The 19,746-nt window shown below is 40.2% G+C and carries 20 protein-coding genes and 1 other annotated feature; of the genes, 16 read left to right on the forward strand and 4 right to left on the reverse strand.

Going from position 1 to position 19,746, the window contains the following annotated elements; all coding sequences use genetic code 11:
- Positions 1–53: 53 nt before the first annotated feature.
- Entirely contained in the window at positions 54–230 is a 177-nt protein-coding gene (locus ACZ5B7_RS13310) for a hypothetical protein (RefSeq protein ID WP_464494106.1), read from the reverse strand.
- 93 nt (positions 231–323) lie between these two features.
- On the opposite strand from ACZ5B7_RS13310, the gene ACZ5B7_RS13315 reads away from it, so the two are divergent.
- The 4 genes from ACZ5B7_RS13315 to ACZ5B7_RS13330 all read left to right on the forward strand — a co-directional run bounded on the left by ACZ5B7_RS13315 (position 324) and on the right by ACZ5B7_RS13330 (position 4,638).
- A complete protein-coding gene (locus tag ACZ5B7_RS13315; RefSeq protein ID WP_464494107.1) occupies positions 324–467 on the forward strand; it encodes a hypothetical protein in 144 nt (47 codons plus the stop codon).
- A gap of 153 nt (positions 468–620) precedes the next feature.
- Entirely contained in the window at positions 621–1,319 is a 699-nt protein-coding gene (locus ACZ5B7_RS13320; protein ID WP_464494108.1) for a Na-translocating system protein MpsC family protein, read from the forward strand.
- A 114-nt stretch (positions 1,320–1,433) separates the two neighbouring features.
- Entirely contained in the window at positions 1,434–3,272 is a 1,839-nt protein-coding gene (locus tag ACZ5B7_RS13325) for a PAS domain-containing sensor histidine kinase (protein ID WP_464494109.1), read from the forward strand.
- Between the two features lie 148 nt (positions 3,273–3,420).
- Positions 3,421–4,638 carry an MFS transporter gene (locus tag ACZ5B7_RS13330; RefSeq protein WP_423802254.1) on the forward strand — a complete coding sequence of 406 codons (1,218 nt, stop codon included), beginning with the start codon at positions 3,421–3,423 and terminating at the stop codon, positions 4,636–4,638.
- Between the two features lie 113 nt (positions 4,639–4,751).
- Here ACZ5B7_RS13330 and ACZ5B7_RS13335 read toward each other — a convergent pair whose 3' ends face one another.
- Positions 4,752–4,931, reverse strand: coding sequence for a hypothetical protein (locus ACZ5B7_RS13335; protein WP_464494110.1), 180 nt, complete (start codon positions 4,929–4,931; stop codon positions 4,752–4,754).
- Positions 4,932–5,059: 128 nt separating this feature from the next.
- Here ACZ5B7_RS13335 and ACZ5B7_RS13340 point away from each other — a divergent pair, with 128 nt between their 5' ends.
- From ACZ5B7_RS13340 to ACZ5B7_RS13350, 3 genes are all read left to right on the forward strand, one after another.
- Positions 5,060–5,929: a proline iminopeptidase-family hydrolase gene (locus ACZ5B7_RS13340; RefSeq protein WP_464494111.1), complete on the forward strand. Its 870-nt coding sequence runs from the start codon at positions 5,060–5,062 to the stop codon at positions 5,927–5,929.
- Between the two features lie 208 nt (positions 5,930–6,137).
- Positions 6,138–7,364 (forward strand): ATP-binding protein, encoded by a 1,227-nt coding sequence (locus ACZ5B7_RS13345; protein WP_464494112.1) that lies wholly within the window; start codon positions 6,138–6,140, stop codon positions 7,362–7,364.
- Between the two features lie 219 nt (positions 7,365–7,583).
- Positions 7,584–8,909: an MDR family MFS transporter gene (locus tag ACZ5B7_RS13350; protein WP_464494113.1), complete on the forward strand. Its 1,326-nt coding sequence runs from the start codon at positions 7,584–7,586 to the stop codon at positions 8,907–8,909.
- Between the two features lie 128 nt (positions 8,910–9,037).
- Here the strand turns inward: ACZ5B7_RS13350 and ACZ5B7_RS13355 are convergent, their stop codons facing one another.
- Positions 9,038–9,493 (reverse strand): YndM family protein, encoded by a 456-nt coding sequence (locus ACZ5B7_RS13355; protein WP_464494114.1) that lies wholly within the window; start codon positions 9,491–9,493, stop codon positions 9,038–9,040.
- A 215-nt stretch (positions 9,494–9,708) separates the two neighbouring features.
- Between ACZ5B7_RS13355 and ACZ5B7_RS13360 the strand changes: the two genes are divergently transcribed.
- From ACZ5B7_RS13360 to ACZ5B7_RS13375, 4 genes are all read left to right on the forward strand, one after another.
- Positions 9,709–10,494 (forward strand): ABC transporter ATP-binding protein, encoded by a 786-nt coding sequence (locus tag ACZ5B7_RS13360; RefSeq protein ID WP_464494115.1) that lies wholly within the window; start codon positions 9,709–9,711, stop codon positions 10,492–10,494.
- Positions 10,478–11,239, forward strand: coding sequence for an ABC transporter permease (locus ACZ5B7_RS13365; protein ID WP_213140164.1), 762 nt, complete (start codon positions 10,478–10,480; stop codon positions 11,237–11,239). Before ACZ5B7_RS13360 ends, ACZ5B7_RS13365 begins: the two co-directional genes overlap by 17 nt.
- Before the next feature lie 21 nt (positions 11,240–11,260).
- Positions 11,261–12,268, forward strand: a complete 1,008-nt coding sequence (locus ACZ5B7_RS13370; RefSeq protein ID WP_464494116.1) for an ABC transporter substrate-binding protein — start codon at positions 11,261–11,263, stop codon at positions 12,266–12,268.
- Positions 12,269–12,330: 62 nt separating this feature from the next.
- On the forward strand, positions 12,331–12,912 hold the full coding sequence (locus ACZ5B7_RS13375) for an SCO family protein (RefSeq protein WP_464494117.1): 582 nt from the start codon (positions 12,331–12,333) through the stop codon (positions 12,910–12,912).
- 76 nt (positions 12,913–12,988) lie between these two features.
- Here ACZ5B7_RS13375 and ACZ5B7_RS13380 read toward each other — a convergent pair whose 3' ends face one another.
- Positions 12,989–13,495, reverse strand: a complete 507-nt coding sequence (locus ACZ5B7_RS13380; protein WP_213140161.1) for a gamma carbonic anhydrase family protein — start codon at positions 13,493–13,495, stop codon at positions 12,989–12,991.
- Between the two features lie 223 nt (positions 13,496–13,718).
- Positions 13,719–13,974: a binding site (T-box leader), on the forward strand.
- A 69-nt stretch (positions 13,975–14,043) separates the two neighbouring features.
- Between ACZ5B7_RS13380 and ilvA the strand changes: the two genes are divergently transcribed.
- The 5 genes from ilvA (at position 14,044) to ACZ5B7_RS13405 (ending at position 19,621) form a co-directional block, all read left to right on the forward strand.
- Entirely contained in the window at positions 14,044–15,303 is a 1,260-nt protein-coding gene (gene ilvA / locus ACZ5B7_RS13385) for a threonine ammonia-lyase IlvA (RefSeq protein WP_464494118.1), read from the forward strand.
- Positions 15,304–15,530: 227 nt separating this feature from the next.
- The gene (locus ACZ5B7_RS13390; RefSeq protein ID WP_464494494.1) at positions 15,531–17,153 is read left to right on the forward strand and encodes a spore germination protein; all 1,623 of its coding nucleotides are present in this window, start codon (positions 15,531–15,533) and stop codon (positions 17,151–17,153) included.
- The gene (locus ACZ5B7_RS13395; RefSeq protein ID WP_464494119.1) at positions 17,101–18,201 is read left to right on the forward strand and encodes a GerAB/ArcD/ProY family transporter; all 1,101 of its coding nucleotides are present in this window, start codon (positions 17,101–17,103) and stop codon (positions 18,199–18,201) included. The genes ACZ5B7_RS13390 and ACZ5B7_RS13395 overlap by 53 nt, the downstream gene beginning before the upstream one ends.
- The gene (locus tag ACZ5B7_RS13400; protein WP_464494120.1) at positions 18,191–19,402 is read left to right on the forward strand and encodes a Ger(x)C family spore germination protein; all 1,212 of its coding nucleotides are present in this window, start codon (positions 18,191–18,193) and stop codon (positions 19,400–19,402) included. The genes ACZ5B7_RS13395 and ACZ5B7_RS13400 overlap by 11 nt, the downstream gene beginning before the upstream one ends.
- An 18-nt stretch (positions 19,403–19,420) precedes the next feature.
- Positions 19,421–19,621, forward strand: a complete 201-nt coding sequence (locus ACZ5B7_RS13405; protein WP_464494121.1) for a CLC_0170 family protein — start codon at positions 19,421–19,423, stop codon at positions 19,619–19,621.
- The last annotated feature ends 125 nt before the right edge of the window (positions 19,622–19,746 follow it).

Consider the following 19,746-nt stretch of genomic DNA (forward strand, 5'->3'; position numbering starts at 1 on the left):
GACAAAAGGAAGGTGTAATCTGGCACCTTCCTTTTTTTGTGCATTCAAATGTTTTAGGTGCGTATGGTAGAGGTAGAGAAGTTCTTTATCATTTTTTGCAGATTTCTGTGGCCATCTCTTAACTTAATTGCTTCTTCTATAATCTTTTGGAAACCTTCCAAATCTCTGTCAGTAGCGTTTAAAAGGGACTTCGGCAAGCCTTCGACGATTTGTTGTAGGGTTAAATCCATGTATAAAACCACCTTTCAACTAATTTCGTTAGACAATGATTTTCGTCTTTTTAATTAAATTTTAGAAAAGACTGTTTTTTTCCTGCAGGCAACGTGAAAAACTTATCACCAAATATCGGCAGAATCATTCAGGATTGGCGGCTATTATTGAACATCTTTCAAATAACGACAATAGATGCGCTTGTTGGCACCGGATGCCGATTCAAACTGACTGCCGTTCAGTATAAAAATGAATAATTATTTTTTTATAAATAATAATATTTATATGAACTTTTAAATCTTTTTTCTATTTGTCAATGGCAAATAGTAGAAAATCATTGAAAATTTTAGCGGAAAAATATACAATAAATTTGGGATGAAAGAAAAAATGCTTTTATCTCAATTAAGAGGATGGTTTTATTGGAAAGCAAACAGCTTCAAATGGAACTTTCAAGCTATATTGGCAGAGCACTGCGTGAAGCATTTGGAAAGGGACCCGAATCCGTTTATGTTTCGGTCAATCAGGCTTTTGTAACGGTTTATTTGCGAAACTTCATCTCACCGACTGAGAACGTTTTATTGGAACAAAAACAAAAACAGTTGTTCCAAAGTACAAGGGATATCTTAATGGAAACACTTATTCCGGAATTTAAGGCATATATGAAAATCTTAACCGGATTGGATATTAAAGAGTTTTATTATGACTGGGGCTTGCATAATAAAAGCGGGATGTTTGTCTGTATCGGTTCTGATCCCGCGAAAGACGAAAATAATGCGGAGTACAGTGGAAGAAACTCAATACATGAAGAAGTCAGGGTTATCAGCATTCAGGCTGAAAAAGAACCGGAGAAGATTGATTCCTATTTCATTAACAATCGAACATTGGTTGTGATTAGGAAGGGAATACTTGTTCCGATTGAGAGGGAGTTAATTCGGTTAGGCCATTCCGAAATATTAAAGATCTCTAAACGTAATCTTGAAAAAAGATTATTACATAATAAAGGTAATTTCGAAGGCATTCTTCAAACGAAAGTAACTGACATATTTGTGGATTGGGATTTTCAGTTAGATAAAAGTGCCATCGTATTGATTTTATCTCCAACAACATAGGGCGGAAGTGAGTTAGACAATTTTGATTGAGCTAGACACAAGCCAAGATGGGACATTAACCTATCTTGGCTTTTTTGTATAGGTATAAAGTAGGAAAGGAACTGATAGAGAAAGATGAACAGTCCTGTTGAAAACATTAAGAATGAAAAGAACCAGTTATTAAAAAAATACATAGGGGAACGTTTTGCTGATTACGAAATGCTGTTTGAACGCAGCCAAAATGCGCTTATATTATTAGATACTGCAGGTAATATAGTGAGGGTCAACCCAACATTTGAGATGCTTTGTGAGTATACTGCTAAAGAAGTGTTAACGATGAAACTGCAGACTTTTTTTCCACTTGATAGCTTAGACAACGTTTTCTATCATTTTCATAAGACATCATTGGGTCAGTTGGAAAACTTCGACTGCCAGATGAACAACAAAAGCGGTGCTATCCATGATGTCAATATTACAAACATACCAATCAGTGTCGATAACCAAATCGTTGGGGTGATAGCTGTCATAAAAGATATTACTCTATTAAAACAAAAAAAGACGGAAGTTCGGAAAATTGAAGAGTTTCACCGCTTATTGACGGAAAATGTTCTTGATACAATCCTCTGTACTAACCTATTGGGGAAAATCATTTATATTTCTCCATCCTGCGAAACGATATCCGGTTACAAGGCCGAGGAATTGATTGGAACCACTCTTACATTCATCGTGCACGAGGAAGATTGGGAAAAGGCTTATGCCGATCGAAAATTATCCTATTTAGGTGGGGAAAGCATCCGCGGGAAGTATCGGATCCGCAGGAAAGATGGAAATTTGGTTTGGGTGGAGGCACTCAGTAAACCGGTTTTTGACCCGGATACACAAACAATAGTGGAGGTTGTTTCAGTTGTCAGGGAAATTACTGAACGGATTAAAGCGGAAGAGGAATTGTGGAGCCGTAAGAAGGCATTCCGCGAATTAGTTGAACATTCCCCGGATGCTGTACTCATTGCCCAGGACAAGGATATTATTTTTGTAAATAAAACAGGTATTGAATTGCTAGGTGCTGCCAATGCCGAAGAGATTCTATCAAAAGAACTTCTCTATTTTATTCACCCTGATTACCATCAAGAGGTGAAGGAGCGGATTCAAACCGTTTCTAATGGTAAAACGGTCGATTTTCGGGATTACAAAGTAATCCGCCGGGATGGGTCAGTTTTTGATGCTGAAATAAAAGGAATTCCTACATTTTTCAATAATCATTATGCCCAACATGTGATTATTCGGGATATTACTGAACGTAAAAAGACGCAGGAGCTTTTGCTAAACTCTGAAAAATTAACCATTGCCGGGCAATTGGCTGCAGGCATTGCCCACGAGGTCCGAAATCCACTGACAGCCATTAAAGGGTTTTTGCAGTTAATGGAAAGGAAAATGGAAGATCAAACCTATTTTGGAATCATTGAATCGGAAATAGATCGCATTGAACTAATCCTCAGTGAATTGCTAGTTCTAGCCAAACCGCAGGATGTTAAGTTCGAATCCGTCTATTTGCCAGCCTTGATTGAAGATATTAAAACATTAATCGATACCCAAGCAATTATGAATAATGTTAGTATTGAAGTGGTTAATACAAATGGACCAATCACCATCAAGGGGGATAAAAATCAGTTAAAGCAGGTCTTTATCAACTTTTTAAAAAATGCCATAGAAGCAATGCCGAATGGTGGCAGTTGCATTATTGAAATGAAAGTAATCGGTGAGAACAAGGTGAAGATTCTCTTTAAGGATACGGGTGCCGGCATTCCGCCGCAGCTTTTGAAGCGAATGGGCGAACCATTCTTTACGACCAAAGAAAATGGCACAGGGCTCGGAATTATGATTTCCAAACAAATCATTGAAAACCATCACGGCACAGTTCATTTTTGGAGTGACAAGAAGGGAACCATTATTGAGGTCCTTCTTCCGTTACAATAGTGATAAAAGTATCCCAAGTAAAAATACTTGGGATACTTTTATTTCAACAATCGGATATTTCGGGAGTGAAAATAATTTTAGTTTATGATATTATGACAGTATTAAATTTAAATTTTTGGAAAAAAGTACAATTTAGGAGATGGAAAACGTGCTAATGTGGAAACGAAATTTATGGGTGCTTTGGGTTGGCGTGTTCTTTACATCAGCCAGTTTTTCCATGGTGATTCCTTTTTTACCGATATTTCTGTTGCAATTAGGGGTGCATGATCACGCTGAAATGTGGTCGGGTGTGCTCTTTAGCGCTGCTTTCTTTGCTGGTGCATTCGCTTCACCATTTTGGGGGCGTGTGGCCGATAAATATGGAAGAAAACCAATGATTATAAGGGCTGGAATTGCCCTTTTTGTTATTTATACGTTAATGGCATTTGTCACCAATCCATACCAAATCTTAGCATTAAGGATTTTACAGGGGTTACTCAGTGGGTTTATTCCAGGTGCAATTGCTTTGATTGGAACCAATACTCCGAATGAAAAAGTTGGGTATGCCTTGTCCATGATCTCCTCGGCATCAGCATCAGGGGGCATCCTTGGTCCACTATTAGGCGGGGGTATTGCACATCTTGTCGGTAACCGGCTTGCTTTTGCCAGTGGTGGAGTATTTGTATTCCTCGCCACGCTGCTGATTATTTTTTGGGTAAAAGAAGAAAATTTCAAGCCTAACAAAGAGCGCGGAGGCTCTGTAAGAAATGATTTTAAGACAGCGATGACCAACCGGCCGTTATTTCTTGTGCTCATTTTAACAGTTGTAACAAGTTGTTCCATCATGACGATCGAACCGGTGCTTCCTTTATACGTTGTAAAGTTGGGCGGGTCTTCCGATAACGCTTCTTTAATTGCCGGTATCGTGTTTTCACTGCCAGGTATCGCCAGTGCTTTATTTGCCCCGTATTGGGGAAAATGGGCTGATAAAGTAGGTTTTCAGCGGGTGTTATTCATAGGCTTGATGGGCGGCGGCATCGGCATGTTAGCCCAGGTACTGGTCTCGCAAATATGGGGATTTTCTATCATCCGCTTCATGTTTGGCGTCTTCTTCTGCGCGGTTTATCCAGCGTTAAACGGTTTGGTCGTAAAATCCACGCCAGATGAATTCCGTGGCCGTGCCTTTGGATTAAACCAAACCGCCAATCAGATTGGCGGCATGACGGGTCCGATGATTGGTGGCTTCTTAGGCGGAATATTACCGGTTCAAAGTGTGTTCCTGGTAACCGGTGTCCTTCTTTTAACTGCCATGGGCATGGTGTATTGGAATGCAGGTGTGTTAAGTGGTTCATTGAAAGGGAAGATTATTGCCAGAAAATCAGGTTAATATTTCAATAACAACAAAGAGATTGGAGCAAATCCCAATCTCTTTTTGTTTTACTGAAAATATAATGAGTCCGTAAAAAAAGAGTGAACGAAAAATTCACTCTTGGCCAGCTCTTATGCTTTTGTGTTATTCGTTTTAGTATCGATGCTATTAGTAATGGGGTGAGGCTGTCCGTACCCTTCTATATTTCCGGCATGGTCCTCATGGTATTGAGTTCCTGAATTCTGACCGCTCGTCAGTGATTTTCCTTTTTGCTGTTTGTTACTAGGCGATTGTTCCATTGTGTTTTTCACCTCCCTGACATCCTATAGAGTGGGAAGTAAAATTAAAATTATTCATAAGTCCCTAATATTCTGTTGTAGATAAATGATGTAAAATAGTCTTAAACAGAATCAAGATAAATATTAAAGGAGAAATTCTAATGCGGACAGAAGGATACATAGACGTAATCGGTGGGAAAGTTTGGTATGAGAAATATGATCATGGAACGGGGAACACACCGGTAATTATTTTGCATGGCGGTCCGGGTTCATCTTGCTTTTCCTTACAGGGGTTGAAGAAGTTGGCGGCAGACCGCCCGGTCATTCTATACGATCAATTAGGTTGCGGCAGGTCAGAAAGGCCACAAGATGATTCACTTTGGCAGTTGGATCGATTCGTGGAAGAGTTGGGACAAATTCGCGCCGCTTTGAACCTTGATGAAGTACATATTCTTGGGCATTCCTGGGGAACCACACTAGCGGCAGCCTATTGTTTAACGAAACCGAGCGGGGTGAAAAGTGTCATTTTTTCAAGCCCATGCCTGAGTGCGCCATTATGGGAACAGGATCAAAAGCGGAATTTGAAAAAGCTGCCGGTTGAAGTCCAAGATACCATAAAACGCTGTGAAGAAGACGGAGCCACGGATTCGGAAGAGTTTGAGGCAGCCATCGAGGTGTTCAGCAAAGAATTTGTCTGCCGGATTCCAAAACCTGAGCATCTAAAAGCGCACCCTGAATACCGAAACTCCGAAATTTACAATATTATGTGGGGACCATCCGAATTTACGGTACTGGGGAATTTAAAAGAATTTGACTGCACCTCACAATTGAAGGAAATCATTTGCCCCGCACTATATACGTGTGGCCGGTACGATGAGGCTACGCCGGAAACAACAGAGCATTACAGCCGTTCAACACCTGGCTCAAAATTTCATGTATTTGAAAACAGTGCCCATATGCCATATATTGAGGAACCGGAAGAATTTTTACGGGTTGTTGGTGAATTTATGCACTGGGTTGATAGTCTATAAGAAGAACCGCCTGAGTTTTTTCAGGTGGTTTTTTCTTCTTAATGACCTAGTTGGAAAACGAATAATTAATTTATACCCGGGCATAAAATAGATGCCTTTTATATTGGACCTTTTTTCCTTGAGATGAAAAAGTTGGAGAATGATAAAGGATTATTTGTGATTTCGTCGAATTATATCAGGTAACCTACATACACAAAGAGGAATGGACATGAATAAATCAGGACAAATCATTTTGCTGCTACTATCACTCATTTTTACTACCTACCAAAAGATTATGTATCATGAACCCTTCTTTACATTTGACTTTTTCCTTTTTACCCTGATCGCTTGGTTTGTTGGCTGGCAATACGATAAGGCCAGATTTTTTGAAAAAAAAGCACGTGAAAGTGAAGAAAGCTATAAGAGATTACTTGATTCACTCCCTGAATCTATCTTTATTTATCAGGATACGAAAATTGTTTATGGAAATCGGGCAGCTCTCAGTATGGTTGGCGCCAAAAGCTTGGCAGAAGTTCTTGGGAAGTCTATTTTTGAATTTATCACGCCTGAGTATAAAGAACGGCTCGAAGAACGAATCAAGCTAATTAAGAAAGAAAAATGCCCCCTTGCTACTATTGAATATAAAATTAAACGGACCGACGGAACGGAATTTTTTCTTGAAGTTACCCCCTTATCAATTGTTTTTGGAAAAAAAGAAGCGATCCTCGTGGTTGGAAAGGATGTCACAGCCCGAAGAGAGGAAACAGAAAGACTTCTGCAAAAATCCGAAAAATTGGCTTTGCTCGGCCAAATGGCGGCGGGAATTGCTCATGAAATCCGCAACCCGCTTACGTCCATTAAGGGATTTATCCAATTATTCAAAGCGAACAGTGAACAGGGTGAATATTATGATATCGTATTATCAGAGCTGGAACGTATTAATGCCATTGTGGGCGAATTCCTGGTTCTGGCTAAACCATCCGCGGCTGTTTTCAAGGAACAGAATATTGAACTATTGTTACATGATGTTATTACCTTAATAAATACTCAGTCTATCATTAATAATGTGCAGATTTATACTGAAATTGCTGAAGAGCTCCCGATGATATCTGGTGAAGAAAATCAGTTAAAGCAAGTTTTTTTAAATCTCTTGAAGAATTCAATTGAATCCATGCCTCTAGGCGGCGATATCTTTGTAACGGTAGGGGTAAAGGAAGAAGGAGAGATATCCATCCGGATTACCGACGAAGGGGTCGGCATACCAGAAGAACGGATTCTAACACTAGGAGAGCCATTCTATACAACAAAAGAAAAAGGAACCGGTCTCGGATTAATGACCTGTTTCAAAATAGTCGAAGGCCACCGCGGCCAAATCAAATTTACAAGCGCAGTACACCAAGGAACAACCGTAGAAGTCACCCTCCCAACAATTACGCAGCCATTATTAAAAAAATGAAACATGGGGACGGTTCTTGTGCATCATTTGCATGAGAACTGATTTTTTTTTTTGAAGAGGTATGGGGCAGTTCTAATGAAACATATGTCCAGGCGCCGATTATTCATATTTTTTAAAAAATAAAAAATTAGTAAACCTTTTGCTATAATAGTTTAGACTGAAATCATATATATGTAAAAAATCGGAAGAGTTATTTTTGGCTTTTTCACGGAGGTTTATATGGGGAAAAATAAATATGTATTTTGGGGGCTGGTCATCACGACCCTCATTTCGGCGCTTGACGCCAATATTATGCAGACAGCTAGTCCTACTATTGTCAAACAGCTTGGCGGAATGGAGTTGTTTGCGTGGATATTTGTTGTCTATATGCTGGCAAGTACAGTAACCGTACCTTTGTACGGAAAATTATCGGATATGTATGGACGAAAAAATCTGCTGATGATTGCGGTTGGAATTTTTACATTAGGTTCCATTTTATGCGGCATGGCGAACTCAATGGTTTCCTTAGTTATATATAGAGGTATTCAAGGCCTTGGAGCAGGCGGCATGATTCCACTCTCGATGATTATTGTCGGAGATTTGTTCACGATTGAAAAGCGCGGCAAGATCCAAGCGGTTTTCAGCAGTATTTGGGCCATTTCTTCTATTGTCGGGCCAGTGATGGGCTCCTTTTTCGTCGAGGCTCTGACTTGGAGATGGATTTTCTTTATTAATATTCCGATTGGTATAGCAACTGTATTATGTTTGCTTCCTTATAAAGAGCAAACAGAATTTAAGAAAACTCATATTGACTATAAAGGTTTCTTTTTATTTGGGGCTTCGGTCAGCCTTCTATTATTATCTACCAATGTAGGCAACGCCATCTGGTATGTGATAGCGGGCATAATTGGTATGATTATTTTTATTTTGGTAGAAAGAAAGGAAGCGCATCCTTTTTTACCTGTCTCCCTTTTTAAAAATAGAGGCATCCTGATGACAAATCTATTTATGTTAGTGTACTGTTTATCGTTTTTTGGCACCTCTAATTATATACCGCTGTTTCTTCAAGAGGGTTCGCATATGAGTATTTATAAGAGTGGCTTGATTTTATTAAGCATTGCGGTCGGCTGGATGTTTGGCAGTACACCCGCTGGAAAATGGATTATCCGATTCGGTTATAAACGGTTATTTATTATCGGCAGTTTTATTACTGCGTTATCAGGACTTGCACTGTTTATGTTTATTAAAGATTTGTCGTATACGAATTTGTTTTTAATTTTGACGGTACAGGGCTTTTCATTTGGGTTATTGTTTGCAGTCGGCACGATTGCTTCGCAGGAGTTCGCTGAAGCCAATATTAAAGGAGTATCCACCTCGTTGCAGATGTTTTTGCGGAACATCGGTACATCGATTGGCGTTACCGTGATGGGGTTGATTATTAACCATACTGCAAATATTGTAAATGGCATGCAGAATGTCTTTCTTTATGCTTTAATTTTAAGTTTGGTCACGGTTGTGCTAAGCTTCCTCATTCCTGCGAAGACTGCAGAATTGAGTGAGGGATAACAACTTATGACTAGATAAGAAGGTTGCATATAAAAATATTATGTAAACCTTTGTGGTAGAAGTCCTCATGAATTGTTCCATGAGGATTTTTTTTATAAGAGTTAACCATGCTCTGAATTAGGTTATTTCTACTTATTCTCGTCCGAACTCCTGACGTCCGGCTTTACCGGAGTAAACTCCTCGGCAGCTTCTGTTTGGAAATGTGGTTGTTGTTGGATAGGCCTCGAGGTATTTGTAAATTGTTTGTTTTTCTCATTCGTAAGAAAACCATGGTAAAAGTATTCAAATAAGGCCACGGCAGCAGCTGAAATAAACGAGGCCCAAATTAGATTATTTTCGTTTGTCAGCATTCGCCCCATTAACCACACCGCCAAAAAGGTAACTAGAAAATCCGCCACGGTTGCCAAGAGGTTGGTGGTTTTACGAAGAATCAGTAAATCTCCTACTACATAACTGACAATCCCCAGTACAGCCGTTATCAATAGGACATCTCCAAAACTAAAATCAAAAAACAAACCGAGAATGATCCCAAGTACAATCAAGCAGGGTATAAACTTGGCTGCCAAACGATATACATTTTGCATCAACGAATCCTCCTTTTTCCTGTAGATTTCCCCTTGAATTTTCCAAATATACAAATACAGAGGAGCCTGGCACCTTTTTTACCCAACCCACAATCATTAATTTGCAAAATTTGCAGAAAAATAATTGACTTTACCCACAGAACCTTTATAATAAATTTTAATCAATATAAATCCGATAAAATTAATGCGAATTATAGGGAAAGTGGGGATGCGAAGTGTTTCTTCACATTAATGAGGTAAATAAGCAGTTTCTTAATCAAAATGAGGTAAGTACTGTTCTTTCAGATATAAATCTGGAAATAAAAGAGGGCGAATTTGTTTCGATTCTTGGGCCGTCCGGTTGTGGGAAATCGACCTTATTATCTATTGTGGCCGGGTTGACTAAGCCCTCCAGCGGCGAGGTCCTTTTGAATGGCCAGCCTATTACCAAACCGGGCCGAGACCGCGGGATGGTGTTCCAGCAGCCTGCTCTATTCCCGTGGATGACCGTGGAAGAGAATGTTATGTTCCCGCTCCGCAAAGAGATGAAAAAGAAGGAAGCAAGGGAAACAGCCCACCAATTTTTAAAAATGGTGCAGCTCAGCAACTATACAAAGCATTCACCGCATGAACTATCGGGCGGAATGCAGCAGCGCGTGGCAATCGCCCGTGCGCTTTCAATGAATCCAAAGGTCCTTTTAATGGATGAACCGTTTGGTGCGCTTGATGAGCAGACACGTTCGCGTCTCCATACCGAGTTAGAAAAAATTTGGCTTGAAACACGGAAAACGATCCTATTTGTCACCCATAGCATCAGCGAATCTATTAAGCTATCAGACCGGATTGTTGTGATGGGAACGCGTCCAGGAGTGGTTCTCGAGGATATTCACGTAAAAATCCCAAGGCCGCGCGCAAACCATCCGCAAATGGTGACCAAATTGGAAGAAAAGATTATGGGATTACTACAATCCGAGATTGATAAAGTTGTGAAAGAGGAACTCGCATATGCAGCAAACAATTAAACGCACCATATTCTTTGCACTGCTCTTAATCATCTGGCAGGGGGCAGTAAGAATTTTTGACATTTCACCAGCACTAATGCCGGCACCAACGGATGTTTACGAAGCACTTGCCAAAGGTTTTTCTGATAAAACACTAATCTACGATATACTTGCCAGCCTGCGGCGCTTAGCTATTGGATTGTCACTTGCCATCGTAATTGGTGTCGGTCTTGGCATTCTTTTAGCAAAAAATAAAACCGCTGATGAGACTCTTGGAACTTTGATTTTGGCCCTGCAAAGTGTACCGAGCATCGTCTGGCTGCCGATTGCAATCATGTGGTTCGGCTTAAACGAACAAGCCGTTACGTTTATCGTCATTCTTGGCGCCACCTTGGTAATGACCATCAATATGCGGATGGGGATTAAAAACGTTTCGCCTCTATATATTAAGGCCGCACAAACGATGGGTTCAGGGGGATTGGACTTATTCCTTAAGGTTATTTTTCCGGCATCCATCCCATACGCCGTGACGGGTGCCAGACTTGGCTGGGCATTTGCCTGGCGAGCGCTCATGGCGGGGGAACTTTTAAGCAGCGGTCCGGGGCTTGGTTATACACTTAAATTTGCCTCCGATTTTGGCAATATGAGCCTTGTTATCGCGATTATGATCATCATCGGCGTCATTGGAACGATTGTTGATATTACCTTCTTCCAGCGCGTTGAAAAAAATGTCATGCGCCGCTGGGGTTTAGAAACTAGCAATTAGAGATTAAAAGGGGAGAAAAAGATGAAAAAGCAGGTATCCATCATCAGCATTATTCTATTATTGGTATTCGGAGCGCTAGCGGGCTGTGGCTCAAAAGAAGCTAGTTCCGGCAGTTCAGAAAAGGCTGCTAAAAAAGTAGTCATCGGTTATTTTCCAAACATTGATCATGCTCCGGCTATGGTTGCAAAGGCGAAAGGCTATTATGAAAAAGAATTGGGTAAAGATGTAACAGTGGAATACAAAACATTCCCGGACGGCGGCGCATTTATGACCGCTCTTAAAACTGGCGATATTGATGCTGGTTTAGTTGGACCTGGGCCAGTTATGAATAACTTTACAAACGGCGCAGATGTTAAAATCCTTGCAGGTGCCTCTTCAGGCGGTACAGCCATTGTAGCAAGCAAGAAGAGCGGCATTAATTCTGTTGAAGACTTCAACGGAAAGACGTTTATTACTCCAGGCGTTGGCTGTACACATGATGTTCAAATGGAAACATTTTTACAGGATTTCGGAATCTCTTCGGCTCGGATTGGCGGTACATTGAAGCATGTAACCGGCAACCCTGCCCAGTATGCAAGCATGTTTGAGTCCGGAAAAGTGGATATCGCGGCTGTTCCAGAGCCATGGGCATCACAGTTAGTGAAAGACGGCGGCGGGAAAATTATCGTCGACAGCTCTAAAATTTCTTTTGGTAAAACTCTGCCAAACACAATCTTAGTTTCAAGCGGCAAGAAAATTAAAGATGATAAAGATGTTATTGCTAAAATTGTGAAAGCACAAGACGAAGCTATTGCGTTTATTGAAAAAAACCCTGAAGAAGCAAAAGATATCACAATTAAGAGCATTAAAGAGATTACAAAGCAAGACCTTGCTAAGGATGTCGTCGATGCTGCTTGGGAAAATATTCATTTCACGACTGATGTCAATAAAGATGTGATTCAAGAGTTTGCTAACTCTTCCGTAGAGCTTAAATTCTTGAAGGAAAAGCCTGATTTTGCGTCATTAATTGATACAGAATTTATTAACTAAAAATGAAAGAAGGTGCTGAGTGGATGCTCGGCACTTTTTTTAAGCAAAAGGGGATTGTGAGAATGAAACGTTTTTTAATTGTATTATTTTCCGTCCTGCTTCTTACTTCTTGTTCGGCGGATAAAGAAAAGAAGGAGAAGATAGAGTTTCCGCTTAGCATGAAGGTGGAGAGATTTGAAGGAATCAATCAAGACGGGAAACAAGTTGGCCTATCAAAATTAAAGGGTAAGGTCTGGGTGGCTGATTTTGTGTTTACGAACTGTGACACGGTTTGTTCGCCAATGACTGCCAATATGGCCGAGCTGCAGCGGAAATTGGCTGATGATGGTGTGGACACCCGGCTCGTCTCCTTTAGCATTGATCCAGAGCAGGATCAGCCTGCAGTCCTAAAGCAATATGCGAGTGGAGTGGAGGCTGATTTCGCAAACTGGGATTTGATCACGGGCTATAAGCAGGAGTTTATTGAAAGCTTTGCTAATAAGTCGTTTATGGCCCCGGCAGCGAAGCTGGAAGGGTCAAATCAATATGTGCACAGCACTTCGTTTTATTTAGTAAACAAAAAGGGGGTTGTTGTTCAGAAGTATGAAGGTGCAACGGATGTACCTTATGAGCAAATCATTAAGGATATTAAATCATTACAATAATATTTAATATAATAATATTATGTAAACTTACGTTTTTATTTGAAGGGCACTGCTTAAGCAAGTGCCCTTATTAACGTTATTTTAATATATCCTTAAATTCTTTCCCTTTCTGGACATAGTGTGCACTCGACATTTGCAGCATTTGCAAGTCCTTTTCGGTAAGCTCACGGACCACTTTTCCCGGTGAACCTAACACAAGGGAGCGGGGCGGTATCTTTATTCCGCCTGCCAGCAGGGTATTGGCTCCAATAATACATTCCTCGCCCACCTCGACATTGTCCAATATGGTAGAGCCCATACCGACGATTGTCTTCCTGCCAATTTTACAGCCGTGGAGGATGGCATTATGGCCAATCGTGCAATCGTCCTCGATGATACAGGATTCAAACATATGTATGGTGGAATTATCCTGGATACTGCAGCGTTCTCCGATAATGATCGGGCCGTCATCTGCCCGTAGAACAGCGTTAAACCAAACGGTGGAGTCTTTGCCGATGGTAACATCGCCAACGATATAAGCGCCAGGAGCGACGAATACAGATTCATGAACAGAAGGGGTTTTGCCATTGTAGGGAATAATCATTTTTACCTCTCCTCTAAATATCAGAATATTTTTATATTTTATTATAACATAATTAGTGGAAATATAGGGTAATTGTCCTTTTTAATGAAGCTAACTTTTAATATATGACGTCTGTGTCCTGAAATGGAAATGTAAGCGCTTTAATAATTGTCTAAATAATATAAATAGTCTAAAAATATTGACAGAGCCATTTTTCGGTGTTAACCTTATTAAAAATTGATTTATAAAATCGATGACGAGAAGAGTAGGATTTGCTGTTTGTCTAAAGAGAGTCGGCGGTTGGTGGAAGCCGATGACGGACCTTGTCTGAAAATCATCTCTGAGATGTGCTGCTGAAATATTTCCAGTAAGCCGCACCGGGAAGTCCGCCGTTACAATGGAACACGTATATTCAATGTACGGATGATCGAGAGCCGCAGCAAGTTGTTTATTGGATGCTGCGGAAGTAGGGTGGTAACGCGAGCTAACTCGTCCCTATACCAATGGGGACGGGTTTTTTATTGTTTATAAAAGCTGAGATTTTTTCAAACTTGAGGAGGGAATTGACCATGAGTCAACAGGTCGAAACATTTAATGTGGAGGATATCATCATTGCTAGTCACACCATCAAGGATGTGATTTCGCCGACTCCGCTTCAATACAATCATTTATTGTCTGAGCGTTATGGCTGCCATGTCTACTTAAAACGCGAAGATATGCAGAGTGTCCGTTCTTTTAAAATCCGTGGTGCTTATAATCGTATAAAGAGGTTGAGCCCCGAGGATTTAGAGAATGGCATTATCTGTGCAAGCGCTGGAAACCACGCACAGGGGGTTGCCTATTCCTGCCACCTATTAAACATTAGCGGGAAAATCTTTATGCCAAATACGACACCAAAACAAAAGGTAAACCAAGTGAAGTTTTGGGGCAAGGACAGCGTCGAAATCGTTTTGGTAGGCGATACCTTTGATGATGCATACGAAAAAGCAATAGAATGCAGCCGTGAAGAAAACAGGACGTTTATCCATCCGTTTGATGATTATGACGTCATTGCCGGGCAAGGTACAGTAGGTGTAGAGCTTCTAAATGACTGTCATGAAAATATCGACTATCTATTCGGAGCAATTGGCGGCGGCGGTCTAATGGCTGGTGTGGGTACATACCTGAAGCATTTTTCTCCAGAAACTAAATTAATCGGTGTTGAACCTGAAGGCGCCCCCGGGATGAAGGAATCGGTTTTAAAAGGGGAAGTCACCTCGCTTGATAAAATTGACCCATTCGTTGATGGTGCGGCGGTTAAAACAGTTGGTACGAAGACTTTTAATATCTGTAAAGAGCTTATCGATGATATCGTAGTTGTACCTGAAGGAAAGGTTTGTACGACGCTTTTATCTTTATACAATGAAAATGCGATCGTTGTTGAGCCAACAGGTGCTTTATCTATTGCTGCATTAGATACTTATGCTGAGCAGATTAAAGGTAAAACTGTTGTATGTATCGTCAGCGGCGGGAACAATGATATCGGCCGGATGCAGGAAATCAAGGAGCGCTCAAAGCTTTATGAAGGACTGCAGCATTATTTTATCGTTAATTTTCCACAGCGCCCAGGTGCACTGCGGGAGTTCTTATTAGAGGTCCTTGGACCAAACGATGATATCAGCCATTTTGAATATACGAAAAAGAACAACCGTGAAACCGGACCGGCATTAGTTGGAATCGAGCTTAAGGATAGAGAAGACTATTTCCCTTTAATTGAACGAATCAAGACGAAAGGTTTTAACTGCAGGGAAGTAAATAAGGATAGTACGCTATTTCAAATGTTGGTTTAAAATTATAGAAAAAATGTTGAAAGGCACCAAAATTAATATTAGCAATGTTGTAAGTGGTTCACTTGAAAAGTGGACCGCTTTTTTTATATGTAAAAAAATTTATTATTGCAGAGTAAGACAGAAAGGAATATTTACCGAAAAATGACAAAAATTATCGGTAAGGCGGTGGTGAAGTGACCTTATTTAAAAATCGAAAGAGTAAAAATAAAAATAGAAAAAATACATATATGAAGTTTCATAGCGAAATGGAGGAGGAACAAGGTGACAGACACCTCAGCAGTACACTTAGAGAAAATGAGGAATATATTAAGCAAATTTTAGGAGATAATGACGATTTCACCATTAAGCCATTTAAAATTTTTGGGCAATTTCAAGCGGTGCTATTTTATTTTTCCAATATCGTAAATCAAGAGGCCATTAATAAGGATATTTTAAAGTCACTTATGTATGTACCTGACCATTTGTTAGATAGAAAAATACAGCCTGATAATTTGATTGACATCATTATGAATGAAACTCTATATCATAGCCTTGCAGATACTGGGAGGAATACTGATCAATTAATTGAAGCTCTTTTACGCGGAGAAACCGTTGTTTTAATTGACGGTATTCCTATAGCCATTCATATAGGAACGAAGAGGATTGAAAAACGCTCCATTGACCAACCGGAGACGGAGCAGGTTATTTTAGGACCACGGGAAGGGTATATAGAAAATATCTCAACAAATATTATGCTGCTTCGATATCGTCTTCCAACCAGTGATTTCCAAGTGAAATCGATGAAAATTGGCCGTTTGACAAAATCAACTGTAGCCATTTGCTATATTAAAGGAATTGCAAATGAGAAGGTCGTCAAGGAAGTGGTAAAAAGACTGTCTGAAATTGATATAGATGCCATTTTGGATGTGGGTTATTTGGAACAATTTATTGAAGATAACCCTTTCTCACCATTTCCCCAAACGCAGTCTACGGAAAGGCCTGACCGGACAGTAGCCAATTTGATTGAAGGGAGAGTCGCCATTCTTGTCGATGGCTCCCCTTTTGCTTTGTTAGTTCCAGTTGTTTTTAATCAATTCTACCAAACAACGGAGGACTATTCGTCAAGATTCTTAATGGGCAGCTTTGTCAGGCTCGCCCGGATATTAGCTCTGGTATTTTCACTTGTTTTTCCGTCCTTATATGTGTCACTAATTTCATTTAACCCCGAACTTCTGCCTACTGAGTTTGCTGTAGCGGTAGCGGGTGGACGTGCGGGTGTCCCTTATCCTGCTGTAATTGAAGTATTAATCATTGAAATCTCGATGGAAATTTTACGAGAAGCAACGGTTCGCCTTCCCAAACAAGTGGGCGGAGCCTTATCGATTGTGGGAGTTTTGGTCATTGGTCAAGCTGCAGTTGAGGCGGGGCTATCAAGTCCTATTACAGTAGTCGTGATTGCATTAACTACGATTGGCTCATTTGCGACACCTGCCTATTCGGCTGCTTTTGCCCTACGAATGCTTAGATTTCCGATTATGATCATGGCAGCGATTTTGGGATTATACGGTGTCGTTATAGGGATCATCTTTATTTTTAATCATATGTTGTCCTTAAAATCTTTTGGTGTCCCGTACATGTCACCTGTCTCACCAGAAAACTATCAAGGCATGAAGGATGTTGTAATCCGCAGCCCATTGTGGTGGATGCCAAAAAGGCCGGAGTTTCTGCATCCGGCAAATCGAACCAGACTTGGTAAAAATGAAAATACTGTTTTAAAACATAACAAGGTTGGTAACGATCAACGGGAGGCTTCGAATAATGGGGGATCCAAAGGAGATAACAACACTTCAGGCAACAACGACCTTAATTAGTACCATTATCGGGGTAGGAGTTCTTCCGTTGCCTTTGTTTGCCGTTCGATCAGGGGATTCAGGTGCACCATTGGTCACATTATTGGGAATTGGTTTTGCCGCCATCGGCTTATTTATCCTCGCGTATCTTGGAATCCGTCATCCGGATAAAACGATCATTACTTACAGTGAGGTTATAGTAGGTAAGTGGCTTGGGAGGTTTTGCAGCCTATTCGTTATTTTCTTTTTTTTAGTATTAACAAGCCTAGCAGCACGCGAATTTGGGGCTGTTGTTGTAACGGCAGTATTGAGAGAAACACCGTTGGAAGTAACCGTCATCGTGATGCTATCTCTTGCATGCATAAGCTGCCGAAACAATATAAATGTTTTTGCATACATTCATAATTTTTATTTTCCAATGATTTTGGCTCCAGCTTTAATTGTCGTGGCCTTATCGCTAAAAAATGCCAACATCCTTTATTTGCGGCCGCTGATTGGAAACAACTTTAAGGAAATGATGTCTGGAATGTTGACCATTTCTGCCTTGTTACAAGGTTCTTTTATCATAACGATGATAATTCCAGCAATGAAAAATCCCCAAAAAGCCCTTAAGGCGAGTTTTTGGGGGATTTTCATATCAGGAGGGTTATACCTATTAATTGTCATTGCAACAGTCTCTGTGTTCGGGCCTGAAGAAATCAAACATCTGTTTTGGCCAACGCTGGAATTGGCCAGAACAACGAGCGTGCCAGGTAATATTTTACAACGTCTGGATGTTATTTTTTTAGCTGTTTGGGTAACCGCTGTTTTTACGACCCTTTTCTCGAGCTATTTTTTTACCATTCATTCTATAAAAGAACTTTTTAGGTTAAAGGACCATAAAGCTCTTTCCTATTTCATCATGCCTATTGTGTTTGTTCTCGCCATGCTTCCTCAAAACATCTTACATATGTATGAGGTAATCCAAATGATTGGCAGAGCGGGTCTAGTGATAACTATCATGTACCCGCTATTGTTATTAGCGATTGACCTTTTAAAGGGATGGAGGCAGAAAAAACGTGTTGAATGATTATATAAAAATACTGATCGCAACCATATTAGTCATTCCTCTGCTCAGCGGCTGTTGGGATAGCCAAGAAATTGAACAGCGCGCAAATGTTCTGGCCATCGGAATTGATGAAGCAGATGAAAAAGAAAAGAATAAGGAAGAAGCCATCGCTCATTTAGGAAGTAAATTCCCTAATCCAAAGGAAGGAATTATCAAATTAACGGCTCAAGTTGCTGTACCCGGTCGAATTCCATTAGGTCCTGAACAAACAAAAGGTTCAGGAAGTTCTGTTCTGGTGGTTAAGGTGGTAGGACATACTTTTGAAGATGCAATGCTCAATCTTCAGCAGGAGATAGCTGATGAATTGTTTTTGGGGCATTTGCGAATTATCGTACTAAATGAAAAAGTGGCAAAAGGAGGAACACTAAGATTTAACGATTTTCTTAGGCGCAATCCGGAAATTCGAAGAACCGCTTCCCTTGTTGTTTCTAAAGAGCCTGCGTCCACCTATATGAAGCTGTCTCCGGAACTTGAGCGGGTCCCATCCCTTTATTTAGCAGATATGGTTGATAATTTATCAGCGTTGGGAAGATTCCCCCCCAGCTTTATTGGTTTGTTTTGGACGGTTCAATCCAGCAAAGGCCAGGATCCATACTTGCCCTACTTAGCTATTAAAGGTAAAGAAAATATTCAATTGAATGGTCTTGCCTATTTCAAGGGGGACAAGATGGCAGGAAAGACCACGCCTTTAGAAATTGGCATCTACATGGCCATCCTGGGTATCGGAAGGGGAGGCTATGCAGCCTTCGTAAAAGTGCCGGACACTGATGAAATGGTAATCGTCAGGGCCATTAACCGGAAAACGAAAATAAATGTTAGTCTTAAGGACGGAAAACCACATGTTGTTATCAAAATTCGATATGAAAGTGAAATTGATGAAAAACAAGGTCCGAAGATTATGTTAACGAACTCTCGCATAATAAAGAAAATTGAAACGGAGACTTCTAAAGGAGTCGATCAATCTATTCGAAAATTGATCGCAAAGACACAAAAAGTTGAATCTGATGTATTTGGATTTGGAGAACATTTTCGAGCGAAACTACCAAATTATTGGAATGATAAGGTGAAAACCAAAGATAGATGGGAAGAGGTATATAAAAATCTTACTTATGATGTTCAGGTAAGTACCCATATACATCGTGTCGGTATGAAAGCAAAATAACTTTGGAGGGTGTCATGCATGTATATTGGTTTTTTAGGCTATGTCATCGCCATCTTATTTTTAACAGGCTCTTTAATTCTCCTTACCGACAATAAAGCATATAAAAATGCGAATATGAAAAAGGAAAAAACCGCATCACTCTTTTTGGGCTGGATAAACATCGGTACGGGCATTGTATTACTGGTAGTACAGTGGATTTCTCGTTATTATTTTTGGTAATCAATGTCGTTATCACCCGCTGAATGGTTTGTTACTAATCATTTTCTAATGAACTTTCTTTCTTTTTAAAAATCAAACTCTTAACAAATGAGCTAAATTAGGTATAATATTATCTGTGTATATTT

The organism is Neobacillus sp. S1115 (assembly GCF_055385565.1).

Excerpts from the sequence above, each read along its gene's own strand:
- ACZ5B7_RS13320 (WP_464494108.1), top strand. The coding sequence starts at position 621 with ATGGTTTTATTGGAAAGCAAACAGCTTCAAATGGAACTTTCAAGCTAT.
- ACZ5B7_RS13365 (WP_213140164.1), top strand. The coding sequence starts at position 10,478 with ATGCAGCAAACAATTAAACGCACCATATTCTTTGCACTGCTCTTAATC.
- ACZ5B7_RS13405 (WP_464494121.1), top strand. The coding sequence starts at position 19,421 with ATGTATATTGGTTTTTTAGGCTATGTCATCGCCATCTTATTTTTAACA.
- ACZ5B7_RS13355 (WP_464494114.1), bottom strand. The coding sequence starts at position 9,493 with ATGCAAAATGTATATCGTTTGGCAGCCAAGTTTATACCCTGCTTGATT.
- ACZ5B7_RS13390 (WP_464494494.1), top strand. The coding sequence starts at position 15,531 with ATGAAGTTTCATAGCGAAATGGAGGAGGAACAAGGTGACAGACACCTC.
- ACZ5B7_RS13345 (WP_464494112.1), top strand. The coding sequence starts at position 6,138 with ATGAATAAATCAGGACAAATCATTTTGCTGCTACTATCACTCATTTTT.
- ACZ5B7_RS13380 (WP_213140161.1), bottom strand. The coding sequence starts at position 13,495 with ATGATTATTCCCTACAATGGCAAAACCCCTTCTGTTCATGAATCTGTA.
- ACZ5B7_RS13370 (WP_464494116.1), top strand. The coding sequence starts at position 11,261 with ATGAAAAAGCAGGTATCCATCATCAGCATTATTCTATTATTGGTATTC.
- ACZ5B7_RS13325 (WP_464494109.1), top strand. The coding sequence starts at position 1,434 with ATGAACAGTCCTGTTGAAAACATTAAGAATGAAAAGAACCAGTTATTA.
- ACZ5B7_RS13395 (WP_464494119.1), top strand. The coding sequence starts at position 17,101 with ATGGGGGATCCAAAGGAGATAACAACACTTCAGGCAACAACGACCTTA.
- ACZ5B7_RS13375 (WP_464494117.1), top strand. The coding sequence starts at position 12,331 with ATGAAACGTTTTTTAATTGTATTATTTTCCGTCCTGCTTCTTACTTCT.
- ACZ5B7_RS13340 (WP_464494111.1), top strand. The coding sequence starts at position 5,060 with ATGCGGACAGAAGGATACATAGACGTAATCGGTGGGAAAGTTTGGTAT.
- ACZ5B7_RS13350 (WP_464494113.1), top strand. The coding sequence starts at position 7,584 with ATGGGGAAAAATAAATATGTATTTTGGGGGCTGGTCATCACGACCCTC.
- ilvA (WP_464494118.1), top strand. The coding sequence starts at position 14,044 with ATGAGTCAACAGGTCGAAACATTTAATGTGGAGGATATCATCATTGCT.
- ACZ5B7_RS13310 (WP_464494106.1), bottom strand. The coding sequence starts at position 230 with ATGGATTTAACCCTACAACAAATCGTCGAAGGCTTGCCGAAGTCCCTT.